Below are 24,773 nucleotides of genomic sequence, written 5' to 3'. Positions count from 1 at the left end.
TCAGACGTGCAATAGAAGCAGGGCCTGTGCTATCCGGGCGCGCAGGAGGCACGCCGGAAGGACACCCGTTCGATGCACTTGAGCAGCATCAGGCTGGATTCGCCGCTCAACCTGATCATAGTGATCGTCCTGGCGGTGCTCGCGGTCGTCGCGGTGCCGTGGTTCTGGGACCGCTGGCGCCGCAAGCGGCTCGGCCGGAGCGCGACCACCCTGCTCGCGGTCGTCCTCGTCGTGCTGAGCACGGCCATGGCGGGCAACATGATCGGTGGGTTCTTCCCGACCGTCGGCGCGCTGACCGGCACCGGCGTCTACTCCGCACCGGGTACCAACGCCGAGGCGTCGCACAACGGCGAGGACCTGGAGAAGATGCGGGACACCGGCACGACGCGCGCGCGTGAGGGCAAGGGCACCGTCGTCCACCTGAAGGTCACCGGCCGGCGCACCAGCGTCACCCGCGACGTGATGGTCTACTTCCCGCCACAATCCTTCGAGGCGAGCTACAAGGGCCAGAAGTTCCCGGTCATCGAATGGATCCCGAACTACCCGTCCGGGCCGGAGGTCCTGACCGGCGCGTACCAGCTGTCCGACCAGCTCGACGCCGCCATCGCGAAGCGCGTGCTGCCGCCGACCGTGGTGATCACCCCGGATCCCACCGGAACGCCGAAGGTCGGCCACGACACCGAATGCGTCGACGAGGTCGACGGCACCGCGAACGACACCTTCCTCACCGCGGACCTGCGGGAATGGGGCATCCAGAAGCTGGGTCTCAACCCCGAGCGCCGCGCCTGGTCGATCGCGGGCTGGTCCTCCGGCGGCTACTGCGCGATGAACCTGGTCACCCGGCACCCGCAGTGGTACGGCCAGGCGGTCAGCGTCGGCGGTTACGACAAGGCCCAGGTCGACGCCGAGACGAAGAACCTGTTCAAGGGCCGGAAGGACATCGACGACGCGAACAACGTGCGCGTCAATGTCCGGCTGCATCCCTCGCCGGTGGAGATCCTGGCCATCGCGGGCGAGAAGGAGAACTACGAGGGCTTCGCGATCGACCAGATCAAGGCCGCCGCGCAGCCGCCGATCCAGTTCTCGTACTGGAAGATTCCGGACGCCGGGCACAACATGAACACCTTCAAGTCGCAGATCCCCGACATCCTCGCGTGGATCGGTTCGCGGACGGTCGGGCCCAGCCCGGCACTGCGGCACATGGACACCTCCGGCGGCGTCAAGCCGTGGCCCCTGCCCCGGACCGGAGCGCGAGGCGCGCTGGTCGACATGGCCGAGTAACCGAAAAAGCCGATTCGCCCGAGAGCCGTGGGCAACCGAGGAGGCCCGGTAAGCGCTGTGGAAAGCGCCTGCCGGGCCTCTCGGGTTCAAGGTTCAGTAGCCGCCGTAACCGTTGCCGCTCGCGGGTGCCTGCTGGCTGGCGGGTGCCTGCTGCGTGGTGGCGGAGCTGCTGGTGCCCGCTGCGGTCCCGCCGGACTTGCAGCCGTTGGGCTCGATCACGAACCAGCTGCCGTTCACGCCCTGGCCCTTCGCGTCGCCTGCCTTCGCGTCCTTCGCGAACCGGTACACCGGCCAGCCGCCGACGGTGACCTGCTCGGTGCCGTCCGCGCGTTTCACCGAACCCAGCAGCTTTTCGTCGATGCCCTGCAGTTCCACCTTGGCGCCGCGGGAAAGCACGGGCGGCCAGGTCTTCGCGCAGTCGCCGTCGCAGGTCGACTTCGAGGGCTTCTTACTGTCCTTTGTGAACAGATAGAGCGTGAAGCCTTCCTGGTCCACGATCGCCGGTCCGACGCCGGAAACCTGGCTCGCGCTCAGCTTCACGGCGGCGGCCTGGCCGGCTTTGCCGCCCGTCGGGTTGACGCCGAACCAGACGCCGCCCACGCCCTGTCCCTTGGCCTCGCCCGCCTTCGCGTCCTTGGCGTAGCGGTAAATCGGCCAGCCGCTCACGGTGACCTGTTCGGTGCCGTCACCGCGTTTCACGGTGCCGACCATGCTCTTGTCGACCCCCTGGACCTGCACGTCGCCCTGCGCGATCACCGGCGGCCACGCCTTGGCGCAGTCACCGTCGCAAGTGGATTTTGGCGGTTTGGCGGAGTCCTTGTCGTAGCGGTAAAGGGTGAAGCCGTCCTTGTCCGTGATGACCTGGCCGAGGCCGCCCACGTCGGCGGTGACCAGCTGGGTCCGGCCCGAACCGGCCGCGGTGTTGCCCGCCGGGCCGCCACCGGATCCGGCGGCCGGAGCGATGACCGGCTGCGCGGTCGCGCCGGAACAGGCGGCGAGCACGGCCATTCCCGCGGCCACGGAAGCGGCGGCGACGGCTACGCGCGTGCGAAGCATGGAGATTCTCCTTGTGTCCGTTGGGGTTCCGCAGCTCGGCGCGGCTGCATTCACCCCGATACACGGACACTCCGCGAGGGCGGTTCAAAGAATTTCCGGCGGATCGTGGATCGGGCCCGCCAGGGCGTCGTCGGTCCGTTCGGTGTCGGATCGACAGCGGTCAGCCGTCCGTGACGTCGCCGTCGATGTCCTGCCGAAGGGCGCGGTCGACGAGAGACCCGGCGGCGCCGGTGTAGCAGGACGGGTCGAGCAGCTCGGCGATCGTGGCGGCGTCGAGGACGTCGGTGATCTCCGGGAACTCGGCGAGTACGTCTCCCAGCGGCCGGTTCTCGAGTACGGCTCGCCGGGAGGCGTCGCCGAGGACGTCCTTGGCTTTCGCTTTGCCGAGGAGCGGAGCGAGTGTCGTCGAAAGCCGCTCGGACACGATCAGCCCATGGGTCGCGCCCAGGTTTTCCCGCATCCGGTCGGCGTGCGCGGTCAGGCCGCGGGCCAGCTCGGCCGCGGTGTGCGCGGCGCCCCCGGTCAGCCGCAGGCACTCGCGTAGCAGTTGCCACTCGGCGTGCCACACCCCGGCGGACCGCTCGTCCTCGGCGGACATCGACTGGGTCACCCCGGCCGCCAGCACCGGAACCTGCAGCGCGGCCGAGCGGATCAACGTGGCCAGCACCGGATTGCGCTTGTGCGGCATCGCCGACGACCCGCCCCGGCCCGCGGCGGCGGGCTCGGTGACCTCGCCGATCTCGGTCCTGGTCAGTGTTTCGACGTCGATCGCGAACTTGCCCAGCGCGCCCGCAGTGAACGCCAGCGCGCCGGCGACGTCGGCGACCGGTGTCCGCAGTCCGTGCCACGGGAGCACGGGCGCGGTGAGGCCGGTTTCCTCGGCGAACGCCGTCGTCAGCCGCTCGGCATAGTCACCGGGGACGACACCGTCGGTACGGCCGTACTCCAGGTACGCCGCCAAGGTGCCCGCCGCCCCGCCGAGCGAGACCGGGAGCCCGTCGTCGAGGACCCGGCGGACGCGGCGTGCCGCGTCCAGGACCAGCTGCCGCCAGCCCGCCGCCTTGAGCCCGAAGGTCGTGGGCACGGCGTGTGCCGTCAGCGTCCGGCCCGCCATCGGGGTGTCCCGGTGGGCGCGGGCGAGTTCGCCGAGTGCTTCGGCGGTCGCGTCGAGGTCTGCCGCCAACGGCCGCAGTGTCCGCGCGACGACCAGCATCATCGCCGTGTCGAAGATGTCCTGGCTCGTCGAGCCGCGGTGCACGTAGTCCGCCGCCTCGGGCGCGAGGCCGGCGACCGCCTCGGTCAGGGCCTTCACCAGCCCGACCACCGGGTTCGCGGTGGCACGCGCGTCCCTGGCCAGCGCCACGACGTCGATCTCGACGGCCCTGGCCGCTTCGGTGATCCTCTCGGCGGCCGCGACCGGCACCGTGCCGAGCCTCGCCTGTGCCCTGGCGAGCGCCGCCTCGGTGTCGAGCATGGCGCGGAGCCACGCCAGGTCGCCGGTGGTCGACTCGGCCGGAGTGCCTGCACGGACGGGGGAGAGCAGCCCGGAATCAGGGTCGGCGATCATGCGCCCAGCATCGCACGCCCGCGGACCGCTCCATCGCTGCCGCCCGCCGCGGGGGCCTCGTATGAAGTTGTCAGACGGTCACTCGCCCACCTCCCCGTCGATCCGTTCGCGCAGCAGGTCGGCGTGCCCGAGATGGCGCGCGTACTCCGCGATCATCCGCAGCATGAGCCAGCGCAACGTGAACGGCTCACCGGTGCCCCTGCGGGTGCCGGTCCGCTCCAGCGACCCGGCCGCCGCCACGATCTCCCTGGATCGCTCGCACTCCGCCCGCCACAGCGCGAAGGCCGCCTCGACGTCGCCGTCGAGCCGCTCGAAATCCTGGTTCGGGTCGTCGTCGGAGTAGTAGAGGATCGGCAGGTCCTCACCGGCGAACTGCTGACGGAACCACCACCGCTCCACGCTGGTGAGATGCCGCAGGAGACCGTGCAGCGACATCCCCGACGGCGGTACCGAGAGCGTGGACAGCTGCGCCTGGCTCAGCCCGGCGCACTTGAGCTCGAACGTCCGGCGTTGCCACTCCAGGTACTCCGTCAAGGATGTCGGCTCGTCTGCGACGCAGGAGGGATCAACCCGCTCGCCCCCTACGCGAGCGGGTTGATTGGCCTCGGGAATCGCTTGGTCAGTCACGGTCGTGAGCCTCTCATCCACCACCGACAATTTCCGGCGCGCGAGTGAGCCGTACGCGCGGGGCCGTAGCCGGAACTGCCGTGCCAGGGCTGACGACCGGAGCCGCCGGAAACCCGACGATGAGGACGACCACGACGAATCCGTCTGCAGGGAGGAAGACGATGACGACCAGCGCTCCGGCCCGGCCACGCAGGCTGAAGCCCCGTACGCGCAAGGCATTCCTGGTCATCCATCTCGTTTCGGCGGCCGTGTGGATCGGTATGGATGTCGCGCTCGGGATCCTGGTGTGCACCGCCCTGCTGACCAGCGACCCGGCGGTCGCCGCCGGGAGCTACCGGGTGCTCGAACTCTTCGCGGGCTGGCCGATGCTGGCCGCCAGCCTGGTGTGTCTCGTCAGCGGGGTCGTGCTCGCGGTGCGCAGCAAATACGGCCTGGCCCGCTACTGGTGGGTGCTCGCGAAGCTCGTGGTCAACGTGCTGATGTCGCTGCTGATCCTGTTCGTCCTCCGGCCGGGGCTGAACGACGTGGCGGCCAACGCGGAGCGTCTCGCGGCGGGGGACACGAGCCTCGGATCACCTCGTGAACTGCTCTACCCGGTCGTCGTCGCGCCCAGCCTGTTGCTGTTCGCCACGGTGATTTCGGTGTTCAAGCCCTGGGGGCCGATCCGTCGCAGGACCACGGCTACCGCGTCCGTCGTAGCGGAGAAGCCGCTTCACGACGGACGTGTGGCCACTTCGAAGAGCGGAGCCTGACAGCCATGAACACGCCAGTCGAAACACACGGGCTGACCAAGCGCTACGGCACCGCGGTCGCTGTCGATGGGTTGGACATCTCCGTACAAGCGGGTGAGGTGTACGGATTCCTCGGGCCGAACGGCGCCGGGAAGACGACCACCCTGCGCATGCTGCTCGGCCTGGTCCGGCCGACGACCGGGACGCTGCGTCTGCTCGGCCGGGAACCGGGACCGCGCAGCCTCGACCGGGTCGGCGCGCTCATCGAAGGCCCGGCGTTCTATCCCTATCTGTCCGCGCGGACGAACCTGCGTGTCCTCGCCGACCACGCCGGCGTCGGCCGATCCCGGGTGGACGCGGTGCTCGAAACGGTGAGCCTGACCGACCGGGCCCGCGATCGCTACGCGACCTACTCGCTGGGGATGAAGCAGCGGCTCGGGCTCGCCGCCGCGTTGCTCAAGGAGCCCGAGCTGCTGATCCTCGACGAGCCGACCAACGGACTCGACCCCGCCGGCATGGCCGACATGCGCGGCACCATCCGCCAGCTGGCTGCCGAGGGGTGCACGGTGCTGTTGTCGAGTCACCTGCTGGTCGAGGTCGAGCAGATCTGCCACCGCGTCGGCGTGATCGACCACGGCAGGCTCGTCGCCGAGGCGACGGTCGCCGAGCTGCGTTCGGGCGGTGTGCTCCGTGTTGTCGCGCACCCGGTGGAACAGGCCAGGATCCGGCTCCGCGCGTTGCTCGGCGCTGCGCTGGTGCGGGGCGAAGGCGACGTGCTCGAACTCGACGTCGACACCGGTCAGGCCGCGCGGATCAACGCCGAACTCGTCGGGGCCGGGATCTCGGTCAGTGAGCTCGGCTGGCGCGAACCCGATCTCGAACAGACCTTCCTCGCCCTGACCGGAGGCGTTCACGATGCTGACTAACGTTCGCGCGGAGCTGGTGAAGCAGGCGCGCCGCCCCGCGATCTGGCTGTTGCTGGTCATCGCCGTCGTCCTGACCATTACGTTCGGATATGTGATCCCGTTCGTCGGGCTGAACGGGGCCTCGGGTGCGCCAGGCAGCGGCCGTGGCCTGGCGTCGATGCTGCCGGACGCGGTCGTGGGCAGCACGCTCGCCGGGCTACCCGTGTTCGTCGGTGCGCTCGCGCTGGTCTTCGGCGTTCTGGTCGTGGGGAGCGAGTACGGCTTCGAGACCTGGAAGACCGTGCTCGCACAGCGTCCGTCGCGTGAAACCGTGCACGCCGCCAAACTGGTGACGGTCGCCGCCGGAACCCTGCTGGGCATCCTGGCACTGTTCGCGTCGACCGCCGTGGCGAGCGCCGTGGTCGCCTCGGTGAAGGACCAGCCGATGAACTGGCCCGGCGTCCCGGACCTGCTGATCGGAGCCAGCGCCGGATGGCTGGTCACGACCATGTGGGCGGCACTGGGCGTCCTGCTCGCCGTCTGGTTACGAGCGGTGGCATTGCCGATCGGGCTCGGTCTGGTGTGGCTGCTGGCGGTGCAGAACCTGCTCTCCTCCGTCGCCTCGCCCTCGCTCGAGTGGGTCGCCCAGGTACAGAAGGCCATGCCGGGGCCGAACGCCGGGGCGCTGGCCGCCGCGCTCGGCGCGCCCTCGGGAACCCCGGGGGTCGGCGAGATCGTCGGCGGTGGGCAGGGGGCCGCGGTGGTCGCCGGATACCTCGTGGTGTTCGGCGTCGTCAGCGGCTGGCTGCTGCGTCGCCGCGACATCGCCTGACGGGGGCGTCAGGGCGAGCGGCGGCCTCGCCCGGCGCCCCGCTAGACTTGGCCGCGCGGGCCGTTAGCTCAATTGGTAGAGCTGCGGACTTTTAATCCGTAGGTTCTGGGTTCGAGCCCCAGGCGGCCCACTCGATCTTCGGTGCCTCCTGTTCGGCGGGCACGCCTTTCCTGTCGGCGATCGTCGTCTTGCCTTGTGGGGCCAAGCCCCACACCCCAGCCGGGGGCGCGCCCCCGGACCCCCGACGCCGCAGCGGCTTGGTTCGGATACCGGCACGTTTAGTCGTCGCGGCGGTCCGCAACGCCGGTGCCGACTCGGGCCGGTCGGTGCCGATCAGCAGTGGCAGCACGCACAGCCCGACGGTGATCATCGCGGACAGGTTCAGCGGCACTCGCACGATCGGCAGGCCGGGAGTCGGCCGGATCCGGACGCGACGATCGCGGTGCCGAGCAGCAACTCGGCGAGGTCCGCTGCGGTGAGCAGGGCGGTCAGCCGGAGTCAGGGCGAGGCGGTCCGGGGTGGCCCGCCGACGGTCACCGCCTTTTGCCGATCCGCAGCGCGAGGGGCAGCCCGATGCCGAGCAGGACCACGGCGCCGAGAATCCACACCCAGATCGGCAGGCCCTGGCCCGCACCCGCACCCGGCTCGCCGGGGGTGGCGACGCCGGGCCGCGGTGAAGCGGTGGCCGTGGCCGGGGTGCCGCTGTCCGGCTTGCTCAGCGTGAACGTGATCGAGCCGCTGACCGGGTGGCCGTCCGCGGACATGATCCGGTAATCGACGGTGTACACGCCCGCGGCGCCCAGCGCGCGCAGCGGGACTTCCACCGAGTTGCCCTTCACCGCCGCCGGGCCGTTCTCCCAGTGGTCGCGCTGCGCGTCGGTGACCACCACGGTGGTCAGCTCCGCGCCCTGCTGCACCGGCTCGGCGAACTTCAGCTCGACAGTGGACGGTGAGGTGTCCACGGTGGACTTGTCCGCCGGGGTGGACCCGACCAGGGTGTCATGGGCCAAGGCCGGCGTGGCCGGTCCCAGCATCGTCAGGCCGGCCAGTACCAGGGGGATCAGCGCGCGTTTCATGCCTGCTCACCCCGGCTCAGCGTGTGGGCCGCCTCGGCGATCTCGGTGTCGCGCGACTTCTTTACCGACATGTTTGCCTGCCTTCCGAGGTAGCGGCCGGAGACCGTGGGCCCCATCGTGATCGTGCGCGGTATCGGTGTCAGGAGAGCAAACCGGCACGAAAGCCGGCAGCGACCGCTTCGGCGCGGTCGTGGACGCCCAACTTGCGGAAGATCCGTTTGCAGTGGGTTTTGATGCTGTCTTCGGAGAGTGCGAGATCGGCGCCGATCTGCAGGTTCCTCTTGCCGTGGGCCATGCCCCAGAGGACCTGGAGCTCGCGTTCGGACAGGCGGGGCGGTTCGGCCTCGGGCGGCGCGGGGTCGTGGGGTGCGGTGGCGATGGTCAGCTCGGGATAGCGGCTGTCGTATTTCTGGAGGAAACCGCCGATGCCGGGCACCAGCGCGCCGGTCGCTCCGGTGAGTGTGTCGGACGATCCGAACATGATCACCGCGGCGCCGGGGGCGACCGACAGCAACCTCGCCGCGGCGGCGGGACCGGACGGCTCACCCGACCGGACCGCGACGAGCACCACGTCGGTGGGTGACCGGGTGTACCTGCTGACGAGTTCGTCCGCGGTCGCGGCGCATTCGACGCGTCCGATTCCCGGCGCGCCGTGTAGTGATCGCGCGACTCCGTGGCGCGTATTCGGCCGGTCGGCATAGACCAGTATCGCCACCGCAACCGCCACTGGCGAAGGTTCTTCGCGATCGCGCTCGTTTCGGGAATCGAACACGGCCTCCATGTCCCGGGAACGAAGGTCTTCTCATTCCCTTACGAGGGATTATCAAAATGTTACCCAGTCGATCACCCTGACGTATTCGCCGTCGAACGGGCCCGATCGGCTCCGGGCGGTGCCCGATCCCGTAGTCGCCGCCGGCCGGACGCGGGTGACGCGGCCCGTTGGTTCTTCACCGCCGACGCCGCGACCTTGCCACATCGCCCCTACCTGCCACGATGATGTCGAGTTATCAAACCGTGACCACGGGTCCCGGGCGGTGTCGGGCCTGGACCGCGACAAGCAGTGGACCGCCGCTACCCCGATTCACCCGATCGTGCATATAAGGTTGATTTCCAGAATTTTGGGTCCGACGGAGAGTGGTTCATTCGGGTGCCGGAGGCTGAGGGAAGTGGCGGCGGCGGGGCCCGTAAGTGGCAGTTCCCTATCGGCTGACGGGTCCTTACCATCTGCTGTCGGGGCAACCCCTTCGAACATCCGGAAATGGTGGAGTGCGATGGTGTGGCTGCGAACGACCCACGGTGAAACGGGCGCGACGCCCGTTTCGCGCGGTCGTCGCGGGCCTGCCTCGCTTCGAATGGCCGGCCGTGCCGGGCCGGTTCTTTCCGGGTCGTTTCGGGATCCGTGTCGAATGTCGGCCGGTGAGCAGAGCGTGAGTCACTCGGCACCATCGCGGCGGGCGACCTGCCTCGCGGTGGTCTGCCGTGCCGTGCTGCTCGGTACGTTCGTCCTCGCCGGTTTCTTCGTGGCGAGCGCCTTCGAGGCCGCCGACACCGCCGCCGCCGACACCGGATGCGATCCGGTCGCCGCGGTCACGGCACCGACGGCGTGCCGGCTCGCGAGCGTCACCGTTCAGGAGACGGGTCCTGTGCCGCGGATCGTGTCGTCGCCGATCGCGGTGCCGATGACGCGCCCGGTGGCGAACTCGGTCACCGCCCTCGTGAACGCGACCGTGGGGCAGACCGCCGAGGTGGTCGTGTCGGCCGCGCCGACGTTGGCTCCGGCGATCAACCAGGTCGGCTCGGCGGTGCGGACGGCCACCACGGCGACCACCGTGCTCACCCAGACCGTCGACACCGTGGTGCGCGACACCGTCGCCACGACGAGCCGCACGCTCGACAACCCGATCACGAACGCGCTCGCCGGGACGGTCTCCGCGATCACGCCGGTCGTTTCCAGCGCCGGCCCGCAGCCCCGTATCGCGGTTCCGGGCGTGGTCACGATCACGGCGACGTCGATGGTTTCGACGGACTCGAAGGTGTTGTCGGCTCCCCGCCCGCAGTTCGTCCCGGACGCGCTCGGCGACGTGACTTCCGCGGCGCCGCGGGCGACACCGGCGGTGGACCTGGCGGCGACGACCACTCCGGCGGCTCCGCTCGACGGCGACTGCGCGTTCTGCGCGAGCGGGTGGCACGGCCGGGACTCGCTTCAGCGATCGGCCGTGACGGCGGCGCCGGCCGGTCTCGGCTCGCAGCGCCCGGCCGACCGCCTTCCCCTTGATTTCCCGGCAGCGCCCCTCGGCGCAGTCGGGTCCGGTAACGGCACTTCTTCGGCAGGCTCAGGCGGTGGCGACGGGCAGCGCGCGATCGTGCTGTCCGAACGGACCGCCCGCGACGAGCGACTCGCCTGCTGGGGTGCCGGCCCGGATGACGTCGCTCCGCTGCGCATGCGCGCACAGCAACCTCCGGTGTCGCCCGACTGACGTGTCGGCTGCCAACGCGATCAACGCGTAAGCGCTCACCGAAAGATCATTTAAATGTCGATCACGGTGAATCGCACAGCACATCCATTTGATCAGTAGCGACAGCAGGACCGTCGAGGGACAAGCTCGACGGCCGGCTCGCGAACTCATGGGCTGAAATCGCAAGTCGGTAGCTCCCGCTGCCACTACTTCCATCAACGGCTGGTGTCCAGGGCTGTCGGCAAACAAACCCGTTTCACAGCAGACACGTCAACCGCCGCGCCGATGTTATCGGCAGGCGCTCATGAACTGGAGCGTTTCCATGAAACTCACACGTTGGACACGGCGCCGTCGCGCCAGTGTCCCGGGTGGACAGGTCCCTTGTGGACTTCCCCCGGCGAAAGATTCTTGCCACCACCGCGGGTCGAACCGCGCGCTGCGCGGTGCGGCCGCGATGTCGGTCACCGCGACCATCGCACTGGTCGGCCTGGTGACGAACGCCGCCGCTGCCCCCTTGCCCGGCCTCGACGGCCTGGCCCTTTCCGGAACGGACACCACCTCACCGTCCACGAGCTCTCAGCCCGGCTCGTCGGTGAGTGTTTCCGGAACCAGCGGCACCGCCGGCCAGCCCTCCGCCAACCCGCTCCTCCCGGTGACCTCGTCCACCGGTGACCTCCCGACCGCGCAGATCCCGACCGTCGGCAAGTTCCTCAGCGGCGACGTGCTCAGCGGCGGGATCTTCACCGGCGGCCTGTTCGGCGGCACGACGAAGCAGACGTCCGTCGACCCGAACCAGTCCGGCGGCGCCCACTCCAGCGGGGACACCACCCACGAGGGCGGCGGCGACGCGTGCGACTTCTTCCTGCAGCACATGTGGAAGAACGAGGACGGGATTCCGTTGATCGGCAGCAGTTCCCACGCCTTGACCTACCACACCGACCCGTCGTACAAGAACCTGATCCTGTCCATGGCCAGCGGCGCGATCGGGAACTCGCAGATGCCGGTCGTCGACATCTACGGCGGACCGCTGGGCTGGATCCCGATCTTCAACCCCTCGCACGTGCGGGGCCACGGCACCGACTACCTCACGATGGCGACCGGTTGCGGCGGCATGGGGCTGCCCATCAACACCAAGACCATGGCCATCGACATGTCCCGGCTGCCGACGCCGGACAAGGTCGCCAACTTCGTCCAGAAGGGACTGCCGAGCATTCCCGACCCGGCGAAGATCCTGAAGCCGGACTACCTGTACAACACCCTCCAGGTCGCCGAGATCATGAGCAGGCTCGGCCCCAACACGGTGTTCACCCCGGACGAGTACCTGTCCTTCGCGGGCAAGAACTTCGACGCGATGCGCCTGCTGTGGCAGACCGCGTTCGACAAGCTGCAGAGCGGTAACCCGGCCGCGGTCCTGGACGTCCTGAAGATCACCGACAACATCAAGACGCTCCAGTCGCTCGGCCTGCCGGGCCTGCCCGGCTCGGGTGACAACACGGTGACCGGCAACCTCCCGACCGGCGGCGTGACCGGCGGTCTCCCGACCTCCGGGATGACCGGCAAGCTGCCGACCGCGAGCGTGCCGTTGGTCGGTCCTCTCGTCGGAGACCTTCTCGGCAGTTCGTCGGCCAATCCGGGCACACCGGGCACGCCCAACCCGGGCACACCAGGCACGCCTAACCCGGGCACACCGGGTATGCCCAATCCGGGTACGCCGGGGACACCCAACCCCGGGACGCCCAGCCCGGGCACGCCGGGGACGCCCAATCCGGGTACGCCCGGCCTGCCCATCCCGGGTCTGCCGAGCCTGCCGCTGCCGGGTCTCTCCGGCTCTGGTCAGCCGGGTGATTCCCCGCTTCCGGGTCTGTCGGGCCCCGGTGCGCTCCTCGCGTCGGTGACCGGTCTGCTGGGCAACGTGGCACCGGGCTCGCAGCCGCAGCCGGTTCCCACGCCGCAGCCGCAGCCGACGCCGCAGCCGGTTCCGGTTCCGCAGCCGCAGCCGACTCCGGTTCCGGTCCCGCAGCCCCAGCCCGTGCCGCAGCCGCAACCCCAGCCGACCCCGGTTCCGCAGCCCCAACCGCAGCCGTCGGCGAGCATCGCTGTCGGTACTCCGCTGGTGAACGGGAAGGCCGCGGGCTCCGCTCCCGGTCCGAACGTTCCCTCGGGTACCCCGGTCACCATCACGATCCCGGTGACCAACAACGGCAGCGTCCCGGTGTCCGGGCTCAGTGGCCGCACCTCGCTCGGCACCTTGAACTGTGGTTCGAGCCAGCTGGCACCGGGCAGCACCGCCCGCTGCACGGTCACCACGACCGCGCAGCCGGGCTCGAACACCGCGCAGTTCAACTTCACGGTGTCGGGTCCGAACGGCACCCAGCAGAGCAAGGCCTGCCGGATCTACTACACCGGTACGCCCGCGGGCGCCGGCAAGCTGACGATCACCGGCAAGCCGTCGGTCAACGGCGTTGTGGTCGGGTCGAACTCGACCGCGTCCGTGCCGGCTGGCAGCGCGTCCACCATCAGGACGCAGGTGACCAACACCGGCACCGCGCCGATCGCCACCCTGCGGGGCACCTCGCAGAACGGTCAGGTCACCTGCGACGACGCGACGCTCGCCCCGGGCGCGAGCACCCAGTGCACGGTCCAGTTCAGCGCTCGTCCCGGCACCCAGAAGGTGCAGGCGACCTTCACGGGTAAGGACACCGCCGGGAACACCTCGACCGTCGGGTTCTCGCAGAACTACACCACCACCGGCGCGTGCACCTGCGATCCGGCCGCCTCGACCTCGGCCGGCTCGCCGATGTCCTCGGTCACCGGCGCGCGCACGCACTGATCGACATCAGCTGACGACAACCGGACATCACCGAGACCACTGCTGACAGATCACTGATCAGCCCAGCAGACCTTGGAAAGGTTTTCTCATGCATACCTGGGTAAAACGGTCCATCCAGGCCGGGTTGCTCGCAGGTGGCTTGACGCTTCTCGGCATGGGTGTGGCCCACGCCGAGGAGACCACCGAGCCCTCGCGAACAGGCGACCAGGCGACCGTCACGACCGCGGGCACCAGCCCGCAGACCACTATCACCTCGCTGGTGTCGGGACTCGTGCAGCCGCGGCAGGCGGCTTCGACCAGCACGACCTCGGCGTCCGCGTCGGCACCCGCCGCGTCGATGACCACGACCGGCACCGGTTCGACCAGCTCGACCACTTCGGCGGGCGGCGAATCGGTGACCCGACCGGCCTCGCCCGTGGCGGGAGTCCTCGCCCCGGTCAGCTCCGTGCTGACCGCGCAGTCCGGCTCGTCCGGCCCGGTGACCGCGGCTACCTCGGCGGATGCCGGAGGGGCCACGGAAAGCGGAGCCGCGAGCGGTGCCGGGACGTTGCCGGCGACGTCCCTTCCGACGCTGGTGACGGCCACGTCCACCGGCGATGCCGGCAGCTCGGCTGGTACGACGACCACCGGCCCGGCCACGTCGACCCCGGTGGACACCGGCGCCGGCACCGGGTGTTCGTGCTCCACCGGCGGCCCGGTACCTGCTCCGGCACCCGTTCCGGCGCCTGTGCCGGAGCCCGCTCCGGTGGACACCGGCAGTGACACCGGGTGTTCGTGCCGCCTGACCGTGGGCACCCCCACGGTCAACGGCACCAACGCCGGATCGCCGGACACCGCCGTACCGGTCGCCGTCAACCAGCCGGCAACCGTGGCCGTCCCGGTCACCAACACCGGCACCGGCACGGTCGGCAATGTCGGCGGCACCACCGCCAGTGGTGCGATGACCTGTGACAACAGCACGCTGGCCGCCGGTGAAAGCACCACCTGCACCGGAACGTTCACGCCGACCGCGAGCTCCACCGCGGCACCGGTCACGGTCACCGGCACCGCGGCGAACGGCGAGCAGGCCAGCACCACCGGCACCGCCTACTTCGCCCCTACCGGCAGTTCGGCACCTGTGCCGGCAACGGGCACCGGTGGTACCGCCACCGGCGGGATCGCGGGTGGCATCTTGCCGGGTCTGCCGGGTGGCGTCCTCGCGGGTTTGCCGGGTGTTTCGTCCGGCGGGACCACGGCGGGTGGGTCTACCGGTGGGACCGCTACGGGCGGGACCGCGGGTGGTACCGGTGATCCGGGCGGTGCCGTGGGTGGCATTTTGCCTGGTTTGCCTGCTCTGCCAGGTTTGCCGGGTGGCATCCTCGCGGGCCTGCCGGGTGTTTCTTCCGGCGGGACCACCGCGGGCGGTTCCACCGCCGGCGGGACCGCGGGCGGCACCGTCGACCCGAACACCGGCGGCACCACGGGCGGAACCCCCAGTGGCAGCACCCCCAGTGGCAGCGTCCCGGGTGAAACCCCGGGTGGCACCGCTACCGGTGGTGTCCCGTCCAGCGGCGGCACCGGCGGAACCGCCGACCCGGCCGGGCAGCCGGCCGGGCAGCCGGCCGGTGCGCAGACCGGTGGCTCCGTGCACGGCACCGCGAGTGCCGGCCACGGAGTGGTCGTCGCGGCCGGCTACCCGATGGGTGGCGATCTCGGCGGTCTCGTTTCCGAGGCGGGCGGTTTCGCCACCGGCGCCGGGGCGCACAGCGGTTCGGTGGAAGCGGCCCTCCACGGGGCCGCGGGCGAGCACGTCGATGCCGGGTTCCCGGTACCGGCCGGTGCGGTCGAGGCCGGTGGTGGCGGCACCGCCGATGATCACCAGCGCGCCGACGGCGGAATCGTCGGTGGCGGACTGGCGCTGCTGGCGATCGCACTCCTCATGGTGACGGCGGCAGCCGCGCGTCGTCGTCACCTCCACTAGGGGGAACGGTGTGGTGTGGCCCTGCCCCGGCCACACCACACCACCCTCCCCGTTCGACACCTGGAGTGGGCCATGACCCCGGCACCGTCCGGCCGTGTCCAGACGCGGCTCGCCCTGCTCGCGCTGTCCGGCCTGTCGTGGACGCTGCTCGCGGTCACGTTCCTGCCGGGCAACACCGGCTTCGCCGTGGCGAGCGTGTCCGTCCTGATCGTCGGCGCGGTCGGCTGGGAGACGCTCCAGCAGGCCGGTCGGCGACTGCGCTGGGACAAGGACTGGGCGACCCGGTCCGCCCTGCTCACCACGATCCTCGAAGCCGCGCTGGCCTACCTGGTGCTGCGCGCGCTGGACGCGGCCGGTGATTCCGCCGTCCGCTACGTCCTCTGTTTCGGCTCCACCTGGTTGCTGATCTGGCTGGTCGTCCGAGGGCTGACGCGGGTGAGCGCGGCGCGCCGACGCCACCTGGGCGCCGCGCTGCCGAGTTTCGCGCCACGTCACGCGTTCGGCGCGATCGGTGCGGCGGTGGTGATCGCGGTGGCGGTGGGGCTGGCACCCGTCCCCGCCACGGACCCGACGCCGTCGCCGGCCATGGAAGCCGCGGCGCCCGGCATGACGCACGCCGCGCCGACCACCCGGCCGGCGCCACCACTGGCCCCGCCGCCCCGGCCGGTCGTCGCGGTCAACAACCCCACGGTCCGGGTGACCCCGATCGCGGTGCGCATCCCGAAGCTCGGCGCCGGCTCGTCGCTGATCAAGCTCGGCCTCGACGCGAACCACCGCATGCAGACCCCGTCGGTGACCACCCCGATGCAGGCCGGCTGGTACGAGCCGGGACCGGCACCCGGCCAGACCGGGCCCGCGGTGATCGTCGGTCACGTCGACGGCGTGAGCGAGCCCGGCATCTTCTACCGGCTGCACGAACTCGCGCCGGGCGACCGCGTCGCCGTCGAGCGCGCGGACGGCTCCGTCCTCACCTTCGTGGTGCGCCGGACCATCCACGCGCCCAAGGATCACTTCCCCACCGGGGAGGTCTACGGCCGCACCGCCGGCCCGGAGCTGCGGCTGATCACCTGCGGCGGCTCCTTCGATCGGACCGCGCGCTCCTACCGTGACAACGTCATCGTTTTCGCTCAGCTCGAAGGAGGGATGCGCCAGCCGTGACCCCCCGGCGGCCGCACGCGCGAACGCCTTTTCCGATCTCGAATCAGTGTGGAATCGGGCAATGGGTCCGGGTGCGCTACCCACGACCTGCGGAAAACATTCTTCGGGTCATCCGATGATCGCGTTGGCCGATAGTGACGCGAATCATTCGCGGGCACCTTTTCGTGGTCTCGACATCTCTGCGAGCGGGTCCGGAAGCGCGTCGGCGAATACGCGAGCACCATTTTCGAGGGGCTGATTATGAACGTCGACGTGAAGGCGATCCGGCGGGGCGCGATGGCGATCGCCGCGTGGCGGCGGTGGGCGCGCTGGGGGCGTGCTCGACGGCGACACAGCAGACACAGCAACTCGCGCCGGTGGCCGGGGGAACGCAGGCCTCGGGGTCGCCCGCCGCCGGGGCCGGGCCGGGTGTGAAGCACCAGTCGGCGTCCACGTCGGTCTCGGTGCCACCAAGGCGCAGGTCACGGCTGCCTACCCGAACCTGGTGGAAGGCATCAACGGCTCGCACGCCCCGGTGCCCGGCAACGCCCGCGCGGACCAGTCGTGCAGCAACTGAAGCCCGTCCGTGGTGTGAAAAAGTGAAAAGTCCGTGAAGGCCTCCTTCACAGCGCTCAACGCTGTGAAGGAGGCCTTCACGGAACGACAGCGAGCGGTCAGGCGCCTACGACGGACTTGAGGGCCTCGGCGCGGGCGGTGTTCTCCCACGGCAGGTCCAGATCCGGACGGCCGAAGTGACCGTAGGCCGCGGTCGGGGCGTAGATCGGGCGCAGCAGGTCCAGATCACGGATGATCGCCGCCGGCCGCAGGTCGAACACCTCGCTGATCGCGGCCTGGATCTTCGACGGATCCACCGTCTCGGTCCCGAACGTCTCCACGAACAACCCCACCGGCGCCGCCTTCCCGATCGCGTACGCCACCTGCACCTCGGCACGCTGCGCCAGCCCCGCCGCCACCACGTTCTTCGCCACCCAGCGCATCGCGTACGCCGCCGAACGGTCCACCTTGGACGGGTCCTTACCCGAGAACGCGCCACCCCCGTGCCGCGCCATCCCACCGTAGGTGTCCACGATGATCTTCCGCCCGGTCAGCCCCGCGTCCCCCATCGGACCACCGATCACGAACCGGCCGGTCGGGTTGATCAGCAGGCGCGCGCCGGAGGTGTCGATCCCCAGGCTTTCGAGTTCCGGGCTGACGACGTGGTCCTTGACGTCGACGCCGAGCATGCGGTCGAGGTCGATGCCCTCCGCGTGCTGCGTCGACACGACCACGGTGTCCAGCCGCACCGGCTGGTCACCCGCGTACTCGATCGTCACCTGCGTCTTGCCGTCCGGGCGCAGGTAGGGCACTGTGCCCTCCTTGCGGACCGCGGTCAGGCGGCGTGACAGGCGGTGGGCCAGCGCGATCGGCAGCGGCATCAGCTCGGGCGTGTCCGAGCAGGCGTACCCGAACATCAGGCCCTGGTCACCCGCGCCCTGCCGGTTGATCTCGTCCTCGTCCGACTCCACCCGCGACTCGTACGCGGTGTCGACGCCCTGCGCGATGTCCGGCGACTGCGAGCCGATCGCGATGTTGACGCCGCAGGAGTTCCCGTCGAAGCCCTTGGCCGAGGAGTCGTATCCGACGTCGAGGATGACGTCCCGGACGATGGTCGGGATGTCGGCGTAGGCCTCGGTGGTCACCTCGCCCGCCACGTGCACCTGGCCGGTGGTGATCATGGTCTCGACCGCGACGCGGCTGCGCGGATCCTTCGACAGCAGACCGTCGAGGATCGAATCACTGATGGCGTCACAAATCTTGTCGGGGTGCCCCTCGGTCACCGACTCCGAGGTGAACAACCTGCTGCTGCCGGACATGACGGTCCTCGCTTCCGGTGTGAGTTTTGCTCGGCACCGCACAGTTTTGCGGGCCGGTAGTGGATTTCACGACCACGACGGACTGCGGCAGGCATCCCGGACGCGGAATGCCTGCCGCCAGTGGTGAATTCCGAGTAAAGTTTTTCCCCAGTCCCCAGTGACTTTCGGTTGAACTCGGTTTCACCGGAAAAGCCGGAAGGTGGTCAGCCTTCCTGGCGTGTCGACGTGTGGTCTTCGCCCGGCAGCCCGATCACGGTGTCCGCCGCGCTGTCCAAGATGGACACGATCCAGGAGAGCAGGTCCTGCTTCGTCGTGCTGGCGGCCTCGAGCCATCGTTGCTTCCGGTCGGCCGGCACGTTCATCTCGATGCTGAGGACGTCGCTGGCGTCCTCGTCGTTCGCCGCCCGCGCCGCCTTCCGGCTGGCCCGGACCCGGTTGCGCAGTTCGTTCCTCGACCAACCGAACTTCTCCGCCCGGTCGAGCCACTTCTCCTGCTGTTCCTCCGGCAGGCTGGCCAGCTCGGCGTGGTGCTGGAAGCTGAGCGCAGACCGGCGGCGGGCCACCGAATACCGGCGCGCCACCCAGGCGTAGTTGCGCAACGTCTGGTAATCCAGCGACGTCTTGGCGATCGCGTGCATGTAGCGATCGGGGTACTGCGCCTGGCCGTAGATCAACCAGTCGCCCAGCCACCACGTCGAGGACTCCGAGATCACGAAGATCTCGTGGCCGATCCGGCTCCACTCGTCGAGCGGGATCTGGGGCGGCAGGTTGAGACTGGTCCGCCTGGTCAGCATGCCGTCGGTGAACGGCCGGCCGGGCAGCCGTCCGGGCGACGAGGCGACCGGTGGCCGCTCGGCGCTCCGGGGGGCGGCGGCCGGTCCGCTGTGCCGCGGGATGCTGGCCTCTTTGCTCGTCATCATCACCATTCGTCTCCTAGACGTCATCGACGTGGACGACCTCGGCGTGGCAAACGCTTTCGCCGGGTTGCCCTGGCGCTCCTCATTGGGCATCACCTCTCTTCACGAACGGGTGAATTCCCTGGTGTCAGCACCCTACAGGCGAGTATGGCGTGACGCGCGGTTTCCGGGAATCCGCCGGATGGTGTTCGCCTGCCGTTTCGGAATGTTGTCCATACCAGTGAACGGGGCAGGTGACAGCGCCGGATGAACGGCGCGCCGGTGCGCGTCGTCCCATTTCCGGGGGTTTGACACAACAGTGTTGTGTATTGGAAAAGTGATACAGGGCACAGGTATCCGCCGGTGGAGGTGTGATCGCCCCGGGGGCCCGGTTCGCGGGCTAAACGAAGGTCATGCGCGGACGGCCCGATGCTTCCCGGCTCGCCGCGTGTGCGCGCGTCTGCCGGTATCGGTCGCGCACGAGTCCCGTGCCGCAACGGTCGTGTTCACAAGCGCCCCCAGGTGCCCCAGTGTTGCGGGCCTCGCGGGACCCACGTCCTGCCGGGGTGATCCGGGTGCGTGCCAAGGACGCATCGAGACGGATCACCTCGGTGACCAGGTGGATTCTGGCACCGTCGACGATGTTTGACAAGTTGGGAGATGATGTCTCTTCGTGGGCGTGGTAACGGGTACCGTGTCGCGCCCGGGCGCGACGGGCGTGACCTGGCGGAGTCTCGCCAGTGGCCGCGTCCCGCCGGCGGGACGCGGTGCCCCCGGCCTGTCGCGCGAGTGAATTCGCGGTGCGCGGGGAGCGCGAGCGGAAATCGTTCTCCGTCGGCTATCGGGGAAAGGTGCCGCTACGCGGTGTTCGCGCCATTGACGCCTTCGTGTCGCGCTGCCTAGGGTTTCCGATATCCACATCGCGACATTCTTATTCTCGCCTCGCGGTCGACGTAAATCGACGAAATGGACAATGTTATGAAAGGAATCGTTCTCGCCGGTGGGACCGGTTCGCGGTTGTACCCCCTGACGAAGGCGACGTCGAAGCAGCTTCTCGCGGTCTACGACAAGCCGATGGTCTATTACCCGCTTTCGGTGCTGATGCTCGCCGGTATCCGGGAGATCCTGATCATCTCGACCCCGGAGAGCGTTCCGCCGCTGCGCGCGCTGCTCGGCGACGGCTCCGAACTCGGCCTCGACATCAGCTACGCCGAGCAGGACCAGCCGCGCGGCATCGCCGAGGCGCTGCTGATCGGCGCCGACCACATCGACGGCCAGCCCTCCGCCCTGATCCTCGGCGACAACATCTTCCACGGCGCCGGGTTCCCCCGGATCCTGCGCGCCGCGCGGGAGCGGCTCGACGGCTGCACCCTCTTCGGCTACCCGGTCTCCGACCCCGAGCGGTACGGCATCGGCGAGACCGACGCGCGCGGTGCCCTGGTGTCGATCGAGGAGAAGCCGCTGCGGCCGCGTTCCGACAACGCGATCACCGGGCTCTACTTCTACGACTCGGACGCCGTGGAGATCGCCCGCGGTCTCGAACCGTCGGCGCGCGGCGAGCTGGAGATCACCGACGTCAACAAGGAGTACCTCAAGCAGGGCAGGGCGAACCTGTTCCGTCTCGGCCGCGGGTTCACCTGGCTCGACGCCGGTACCCACGACTCGCTGCTCGCGGCCAGCCAGTACGTCCAGGTGATCGAGCAGCGCCAAAGCGTGCGGGTCGCCTGCCTGGAGGAGATCGCGCTGCGCATGGGCTACATCGACGCCGAGCAGTGCCGGCGGACCGGCGAGGAGATGAAGAACTCCGAGTACGGCCGGTACCTCGTCCAACTCGCCGAGACGCTGGGCTAGGGAGAAACGCCGTGGCATACGCGGAGCTGACCCCGCGCGAGCTGCTCGCGCCAGGGTTCGCCGCGCCGGAGGTGACCGGGCGCGCCTGGCGGGTGCGCTGGGACCGCGCGCCGGGGATCGGGGCGGGGGAGCTGCCGGACGTCGTCGACTTCCACACCTCGGGTACCACCGGGCCGCGCCGGAAGTGGCGGCGTTACGGGCCCAGGATGTGGGACGAGGCGGGGATGCTCGCCGAACTGGTGGCACCGGGGCGGCCGGACGCGGCACTTTCGTTCGTGCCGCCGGCGCATCTGTTCGGCGCGCTGGCGACGGTGCTCGTCCCGGCCAGGCTCGGGGTGCCCGCGTGGTACCGCGACGGCTTCTTCGGGACCATGCCCGACGTCGGCGCCCGCCCGGTGGTGATGGCGACGCCGTGGATCTTCGAGCTGCTGCTGCGGCATCTGGACTGGGCACGCGGGCTCGACCACCTCACCGTGCTCTACAGCGGCGCCATGCTGCCCGCCACCGCGGGCGACCTGCTCCGCGAACTCGGCCCGGACCGGGTGCTGCTGGTCGAGGTCCTCGGCTCCACCGAAGCCGGCGGCGTCGCGACGCGCGCCTGGCGCGAGGGCGAACCCCCGGCCTGGCAGCTGTTTCCCGACGTCGAGTTCGCCGGCCCGGTGACGGTGGGCGCCGAAACGCCCCTCGCCGTCACGAGCCCGCGGCTGGCCTTCCGGCCCGGTGAACCGGTTCCGGGCTCCTGGGAGGCCGACGACCGCGTCGTTCCGCTCGGCGCGCGCTCGTTCCGGCACGCCGGCCGGGCCGGGCGGCTGGTCAAGGTGAACGGCCGCCGGATCAACCTCGACGCCGCCGAGTACACCCTGCGGGCCGTGCTCGACTGCGCCGATCTGGCCCTGCTGCCGGTCACCGACCCGAAGATCGGCGAGCACGTCGAACTGCTCGTCGCCCTCGCTCCCGGCACGGAGGTCGCCGACCTCGACCTCGCGGCCGCGTTCGCCCGGCTGGGCGTCCGGCCGCGCAGGCTGCACGTCGTGCCCCGGATCGACCGGTCCGCGCTGGGCAAGCTGCGCCACGTCCCCATCCCCACCACCCCAGACGAGGAGGTCACAGCGCGGTGACACCGATCGCCGAAACCCAAGGCCGGGAGCTGACCAGCTCGAAGTATCTGAGCGAGATCGTCTGGAGTGCCGACTGGGACACGAAGATCGACCCGTGCGACGAGGCCGACATCGCCAGGATGCGGGCGAGCGCGCGCACGATCGAAGAGCACCTCACCGCCGAGAAGCCGGTGTACGGGCTCACCCAGGGCTTCGGCCCGCTGGTGGTGTTCGAGGCCGAGTCCGAAATGGAGCAGGGCGCCTCGCTCATCTCCCACCTCGGGACCGGCCAGGGCGCGCCGCTCTCGCCCGACGTCTCGCGGCTCATCCTCTGGCTGCGCATCCAGAACATGCGGAAGGGCTACTCCGCCGTTTCGCCGCGGTTCTGGCAGATCCTCGCCGACCTGTGGAACCGGGGCTTCACCCCGGTGATCCCCCGGCACGGCACGGTCAGCGCCAGCGGTGACCTGCAGCCGCTCGCGCACGCCGCGCTGGCGTTCGCCGGGCAGGGCAGGGCGTGGCGCCGCGACACCGGTGGCCGGTGGTGCACGGTGCCCGCGCAGGAGGCGCTGGCCGCGCTGGGCCAGGAGCCGATCGACTGGCCGGTGCGGGAAGCGCTGTCGTTCGTCAACGGCACCGGGGCGAGCCTCGCGCAGGCGATCGTCAACCAGCAGTCGGCGTTGCGGCTGGCCCAGGCCGTCGCGATGCTGACCGGACGGCTGGCGACCCTGCTGGGTGCCAACCCGGAGCACTACGACGCCGGGCACGGCATCGCGCGTGGTCAGCTCGGCCAGCTCACCGCGGCCGAGTGGATCCGGGCCGAGCTGCCCGAGGGGCACAGCCGTGACCCGAAGCGCCCGTTGCAGGAGCCCTACAGCCTGCGGTGCGCGCCGCAGGTGCTCGGCGCGGTGCTCGACCAGCTCGACCACGTCGGCAACGTGCTGGCGCTGGAGGTCGACGGCTGCCAGGACAACCCGATCACCTTCGAGGGCAGGCTGCTGCACGGCGGCAACTTCCACGCGATGCCGGTCGGGCTCGCCTCCGACCAGACCGGGCTCGCCCTGCACATGGCCGTCTACCTCGCCGAACGTCAGCTCGGGCTGCTGCTTTCCCCGGCCACCAACGGGGATCTGCCGCCGATGCTGACCCCGCGCGCCGGGCGTGGCTGCGGCCTGGCCGGGGTGCACATCAGCGCGACGTCGTTCGTGTCGCGGATCCGGCAGCTGGTGTATCCGTCCTCGCTGACGACGCTGCCGACCAACGGCTGGAACCAGGACCACGTGCCGATGGCGCTCAACGGGGCCAATTCCGTGGCCGAGGCGCTGGAACTGGGCTGGCTGGTGATCGGCTCGCTCGCCCTCGGCGTCGCGCAGCTGGCCGTGCTGACCGGCGCGGTGCCCACGGCGGACGGGATCTGGGCCGAACTCGCCGAGATCTCCCCGCCGCTGGCCGAGGACCGGCCGATGGCGGGCGAGGTCCGGGCCGCGAGTGATCTCCTCAACCGTTACGCCACCGAGGCACTGGCCAACGGCGACGCCGGATGAGCCTACGGGTCAAGGGGATCTCGCTGCAGGTCGACGAGGTGACCGAAGAGGTCGCCGCGCACGACCTGCGGGCGATCCGGGAAGAGCTGTGCTGCACTGACGTCATCCTGATCGGGATGGACCTGCCCAAGCTGTTCACCGCCGCGCACAACGCGCTGATGGTGGGCCTGAACGTGTGGATCGAACCGCACCCGGTGGACATCAGCCGCCGCAAGGTGCTGCGCAACCTCGAAATCGCCGCGCTGGCCGCCGAGCAGCTGCGCCGCGGGTTCCCCGGCCGGGTCAACCTCGTCGTCGGCTGCGAGTTTTCGCTGCACCTGGCCGGGATGATCCCCGGCAGACCGGAGGCGATGCGGCTGCTGGTCACCATCCACCTGCGCCGTCGCTTCCGGAAACGGATCGACCGGAAGGTGAACCGGCTCCTTGGCAAGGCACTGGCCAGGGTCAAGCCGGTGTTCGGCGGTCCGGTCACCTACGCCGCCGCGTCGTGGGAGAACGTCGACTGGTCGGATTTCGACTACGCCGGGGTGAACCTGTACCGCACGGCGGCCAACTCCGCGCAGTTCGAGGAGAAGCTGCGGGAGCGGCTCGACCGGGCGGGGAAGCCGCTGCTCATCACGGAATTCGGCTGCGGTGCCTACGTCGGTGGCGCGCAACGCGGGCCGGGTTCGTTCAAAATCGTCAACTGGCTCTCGGTGCCGCCCAAGATTCGCAAGGGAAACATCCGCAGCGAACGGGTGCAGGCCGCGTATGTCGGCGACATGATCGACGTCTACGCGCGCAACGAAGTGCACGGTTGCTTCGTGTACACCTTCGCGCTCCGGGACTACCCGCACTTCGCCGATCCCTTGCGGGACTTGGACATGGCGTCGTTCAGCGTGGTGAAGATCGATCCGGACGACCTCGCCAAATGGGAGCCGAAGGCCGCGTTCCACGAGATCGCGCGCCGGTACGCGGGCCCGGAAGCCGTCCCGGAGGCCGTCACTGGGCGGCGGTCCGGCGACGGCGACCGCGCTAGCATCGAGTGATCACCATCGGCTGAGGACCAGCGCC

General features: G+C 70.0%; 21 protein-coding genes and 1 tRNA gene. 14 read left to right on the top strand and 8 right to left on the bottom strand.

Going from position 1 to position 24,773, the window contains the following annotated elements:
• Positions 1 to 72 precede the first annotated feature (72 nt).
• The gene (locus ABD987_RS24770) at positions 73 to 1,281 is read left to right on the top strand and encodes an alpha/beta hydrolase (protein ID WP_345398212.1); all 1,209 of its coding nucleotides are present in this window, start codon (positions 73 to 75) and stop codon (positions 1,279 to 1,281) included.
• Positions 1,282 to 1,374: 93 nt separating this feature from the next.
• Here ABD987_RS24770 and ABD987_RS24765 read toward each other — a convergent pair whose 3' ends face one another.
• The 3 genes from ABD987_RS24765 to ABD987_RS24755 all read right to left on the bottom strand — a co-directional run bounded on the left by ABD987_RS24765 (position 1,375) and on the right by ABD987_RS24755 (position 4,516).
• On the bottom strand, positions 1,375 to 2,337 hold the full coding sequence (locus tag ABD987_RS24765) for a hypothetical protein (RefSeq protein WP_345398209.1): 963 nt from the start codon (positions 2,335 to 2,337) through the stop codon (positions 1,375 to 1,377).
• Positions 2,338 to 2,497: 160 nt separating this feature from the next.
• Positions 2,498 to 3,904, bottom strand: a complete 1,407-nt coding sequence (locus tag ABD987_RS24760; RefSeq protein ID WP_345398206.1) for a nitrosuccinate lyase — start codon at positions 3,902 to 3,904, stop codon at positions 2,498 to 2,500.
• Positions 3,905 to 3,982: 78 nt separating this feature from the next.
• Positions 3,983 to 4,516 carry a DinB family protein gene (locus ABD987_RS24755; RefSeq protein WP_378214314.1) on the bottom strand — a complete coding sequence of 178 codons (534 nt, stop codon included), beginning with the start codon at positions 4,514 to 4,516 and terminating at the stop codon, positions 3,983 to 3,985.
• A gap of 176 nt (positions 4,517 to 4,692) precedes the next feature.
• On the opposite strand from ABD987_RS24755, the gene ABD987_RS24750 reads away from it, so the two are divergent.
• The 4 genes from ABD987_RS24750 (at position 4,693) to ABD987_RS24735 (ending at position 7,129) form a co-directional block, all read left to right on the top strand.
• Positions 4,693 to 5,283 (top strand): DUF2269 family protein, encoded by a 591-nt coding sequence (locus ABD987_RS24750; protein WP_345398200.1) that lies wholly within the window; start codon positions 4,693 to 4,695, stop codon positions 5,281 to 5,283.
• Positions 5,284 to 5,288: 5 nt separating this feature from the next.
• On the top strand, positions 5,289 to 6,188 hold the full coding sequence (locus tag ABD987_RS24745) for an ABC transporter ATP-binding protein (RefSeq protein ID WP_345398197.1): 900 nt from the start codon (positions 5,289 to 5,291) through the stop codon (positions 6,186 to 6,188).
• Entirely contained in the window at positions 6,178 to 6,999 is an 822-nt protein-coding gene (locus tag ABD987_RS24740; RefSeq protein ID WP_345398194.1) for an ABC transporter permease, read from the top strand. Before ABD987_RS24745 ends, ABD987_RS24740 begins: the two co-directional genes overlap by 11 nt.
• Before the next feature lie 57 nt (positions 7,000 to 7,056).
• A tRNA-Lys gene (locus ABD987_RS24735) sits at positions 7,057 to 7,129 on the top strand.
• 403 nt (positions 7,130 to 7,532) lie between these two features.
• Here ABD987_RS24735 and ABD987_RS24730 read toward each other — a convergent pair.
• Together ABD987_RS24730 and ABD987_RS24725 are read right to left on the bottom strand one after the other, a co-directional pair.
• The gene (locus tag ABD987_RS24730) at positions 7,533 to 8,075 is read right to left on the bottom strand and encodes a copper resistance CopC family protein (protein WP_345398191.1); all 543 of its coding nucleotides are present in this window, start codon (positions 8,073 to 8,075) and stop codon (positions 7,533 to 7,535) included.
• A gap of 139 nt (positions 8,076 to 8,214) precedes the next feature.
• Positions 8,215 to 8,856 (bottom strand): LuxR C-terminal-related transcriptional regulator, encoded by a 642-nt coding sequence (locus ABD987_RS24725; RefSeq protein WP_345398188.1) that lies wholly within the window; start codon positions 8,854 to 8,856, stop codon positions 8,215 to 8,217.
• A gap of 646 nt (positions 8,857 to 9,502) precedes the next feature.
• Here ABD987_RS24725 and ABD987_RS24720 point away from each other — a divergent pair.
• Positions 9,503 to 10,552 carry a hypothetical protein gene (locus tag ABD987_RS24720; RefSeq protein ID WP_345398185.1) on the top strand — a complete coding sequence of 350 codons (1,050 nt, stop codon included), beginning with the start codon at positions 9,503 to 9,505 and terminating at the stop codon, positions 10,550 to 10,552.
• Between the two features lie 433 nt (positions 10,553 to 10,985).
• Positions 10,986 to 13,361: a hypothetical protein gene (locus ABD987_RS24715; RefSeq protein WP_345398182.1), complete on the top strand. Its 2,376-nt coding sequence runs from the start codon at positions 10,986 to 10,988 to the stop codon at positions 13,359 to 13,361.
• A 57-nt stretch (positions 13,362 to 13,418) separates the two neighbouring features.
• Here the strand turns inward: ABD987_RS24715 and ABD987_RS24710 are convergent, their stop codons facing one another.
• Positions 13,419 to 14,444 (bottom strand): hypothetical protein, encoded by a 1,026-nt coding sequence (locus ABD987_RS24710; RefSeq protein WP_345398179.1) that lies wholly within the window; start codon positions 14,442 to 14,444, stop codon positions 13,419 to 13,421.
• A gap of 241 nt (positions 14,445 to 14,685) precedes the next feature.
• Between ABD987_RS24710 and ABD987_RS24705 the strand changes: the two genes are divergently transcribed.
• The 3 genes from ABD987_RS24705 to ABD987_RS24695 all read left to right on the top strand — a co-directional run bounded on the left by ABD987_RS24705 (position 14,686) and on the right by ABD987_RS24695 (position 17,035).
• On the top strand, positions 14,686 to 15,321 hold the full coding sequence (locus ABD987_RS24705; protein WP_345398176.1) for a hypothetical protein: 636 nt from the start codon (positions 14,686 to 14,688) through the stop codon (positions 15,319 to 15,321).
• A gap of 72 nt (positions 15,322 to 15,393) precedes the next feature.
• The gene (locus ABD987_RS24700; protein WP_345398173.1) at positions 15,394 to 16,479 is read left to right on the top strand and encodes a class F sortase; all 1,086 of its coding nucleotides are present in this window, start codon (positions 15,394 to 15,396) and stop codon (positions 16,477 to 16,479) included.
• Between the two features lie 316 nt (positions 16,480 to 16,795).
• Positions 16,796 to 17,035 carry a hypothetical protein gene (locus ABD987_RS24695; RefSeq protein WP_345398170.1) on the top strand — a complete coding sequence of 80 codons (240 nt, stop codon included), beginning with the start codon at positions 16,796 to 16,798 and terminating at the stop codon, positions 17,033 to 17,035.
• Positions 17,036 to 17,132: 97 nt separating this feature from the next.
• Here ABD987_RS24695 and metK read toward each other — a convergent pair whose 3' ends face one another.
• Both metK and ABD987_RS24685 read right to left on the bottom strand, forming a co-directional pair.
• Positions 17,133 to 18,332, bottom strand: a complete 1,200-nt coding sequence (metK, locus tag ABD987_RS24690) for a methionine adenosyltransferase (RefSeq protein ID WP_345398167.1) — start codon at positions 18,330 to 18,332, stop codon at positions 17,133 to 17,135.
• A gap of 203 nt (positions 18,333 to 18,535) precedes the next feature.
• The gene (locus tag ABD987_RS24685; RefSeq protein WP_345398164.1) at positions 18,536 to 19,252 is read right to left on the bottom strand and encodes an LmbU family transcriptional regulator; all 717 of its coding nucleotides are present in this window, start codon (positions 19,250 to 19,252) and stop codon (positions 18,536 to 18,538) included.
• A 954-nt stretch (positions 19,253 to 20,206) separates the two neighbouring features.
• Here ABD987_RS24685 and rfbA point away from each other — a divergent pair.
• Genes rfbA through ABD987_RS24665 form a run of 4 tightly spaced genes read left to right on the top strand, consistent with a single transcriptional unit; the run spans position 20,207 to position 24,748 of the window.
• Entirely contained in the window at positions 20,207 to 21,079 is an 873-nt protein-coding gene (gene rfbA, locus ABD987_RS24680; protein WP_345398161.1) for a glucose-1-phosphate thymidylyltransferase RfbA, read from the top strand.
• 11 nt (positions 21,080 to 21,090) lie between these two features.
• Positions 21,091 to 22,197, top strand: a complete 1,107-nt coding sequence (locus ABD987_RS24675) for a class I adenylate-forming enzyme family protein (RefSeq protein WP_345398158.1) — start codon at positions 21,091 to 21,093, stop codon at positions 22,195 to 22,197.
• The gene (locus ABD987_RS24670) at positions 22,194 to 23,720 is read left to right on the top strand and encodes an aromatic amino acid lyase (protein ID WP_345398155.1); all 1,527 of its coding nucleotides are present in this window, start codon (positions 22,194 to 22,196) and stop codon (positions 23,718 to 23,720) included. Before ABD987_RS24675 ends, ABD987_RS24670 begins: the two co-directional genes overlap by 4 nt.
• Positions 23,717 to 24,748: a glycoside hydrolase family 113 protein gene (locus ABD987_RS24665; RefSeq protein WP_345398152.1), complete on the top strand. Its 1,032-nt coding sequence runs from the start codon at positions 23,717 to 23,719 to the stop codon at positions 24,746 to 24,748. The genes ABD987_RS24670 and ABD987_RS24665 overlap by 4 nt, the downstream gene beginning before the upstream one ends.
• The last annotated feature ends 25 nt before the right edge of the window (positions 24,749 to 24,773 follow it).

Origin of the sequence: Amycolatopsis samaneae, assembly GCF_039541975.1 — a bacterium.
Classification (GTDB): Bacteria; Actinomycetota; Actinomycetes; order Mycobacteriales; family Pseudonocardiaceae; genus Amycolatopsis; species Amycolatopsis samaneae.
This window is presented reverse-complemented; position numbering and strand designations above follow the sequence as displayed.

What these genes read in the sequence shown, in the direction of transcription:
- ABD987_RS24770 (WP_345398212.1), top strand. Translation starts at nt 73, where the DNA reads ATGCACTTGAGCAGCATCAGGCTGGATTCGCCGCTCAACCTGATCATA.
- ABD987_RS24765 (WP_345398209.1), bottom strand. Translation starts at nt 2,337, where the DNA reads ATGCTTCGCACGCGCGTAGCCGTCGCCGCCGCTTCCGTGGCCGCGGGA.
- ABD987_RS24760 (WP_345398206.1), bottom strand. Translation starts at nt 3,904, where the DNA reads ATGATCGCCGACCCTGATTCCGGGCTGCTCTCCCCCGTCCGTGCAGGC.
- ABD987_RS24750 (WP_345398200.1), top strand. Translation starts at nt 4,693, where the DNA reads ATGACGACCAGCGCTCCGGCCCGGCCACGCAGGCTGAAGCCCCGTACG.
- ABD987_RS24745 (WP_345398197.1), top strand. Translation starts at nt 5,289, where the DNA reads ATGAACACGCCAGTCGAAACACACGGGCTGACCAAGCGCTACGGCACC.
- ABD987_RS24740 (WP_345398194.1), top strand. Translation starts at nt 6,178, where the DNA reads ATGCTGACTAACGTTCGCGCGGAGCTGGTGAAGCAGGCGCGCCGCCCC.
- ABD987_RS24730 (WP_345398191.1), bottom strand. Translation starts at nt 8,075, where the DNA reads ATGAAACGCGCGCTGATCCCCCTGGTACTGGCCGGCCTGACGATGCTG.
- ABD987_RS24725 (WP_345398188.1), bottom strand. Translation starts at nt 8,856, where the DNA reads ATGGAGGCCGTGTTCGATTCCCGAAACGAGCGCGATCGCGAAGAACCT.
- ABD987_RS24715 (WP_345398182.1), top strand. Translation starts at nt 10,986, where the DNA reads ATGTCGGTCACCGCGACCATCGCACTGGTCGGCCTGGTGACGAACGCC.
- ABD987_RS24700 (WP_345398173.1), top strand. Translation starts at nt 15,394, where the DNA reads ATGACCCCGGCACCGTCCGGCCGTGTCCAGACGCGGCTCGCCCTGCTC.
- metK (WP_345398167.1), bottom strand. Translation starts at nt 18,332, where the DNA reads ATGTCCGGCAGCAGCAGGTTGTTCACCTCGGAGTCGGTGACCGAGGGG.
- ABD987_RS24685 (WP_345398164.1), bottom strand. Translation starts at nt 19,252, where the DNA reads ATGATGACGAGCAAAGAGGCCAGCATCCCGCGGCACAGCGGACCGGCC.
- rfbA (WP_345398161.1), top strand. Translation starts at nt 20,207, where the DNA reads ATGAAAGGAATCGTTCTCGCCGGTGGGACCGGTTCGCGGTTGTACCCC.
- ABD987_RS24665 (WP_345398152.1), top strand. Translation starts at nt 23,717, where the DNA reads ATGAGCCTACGGGTCAAGGGGATCTCGCTGCAGGTCGACGAGGTGACC.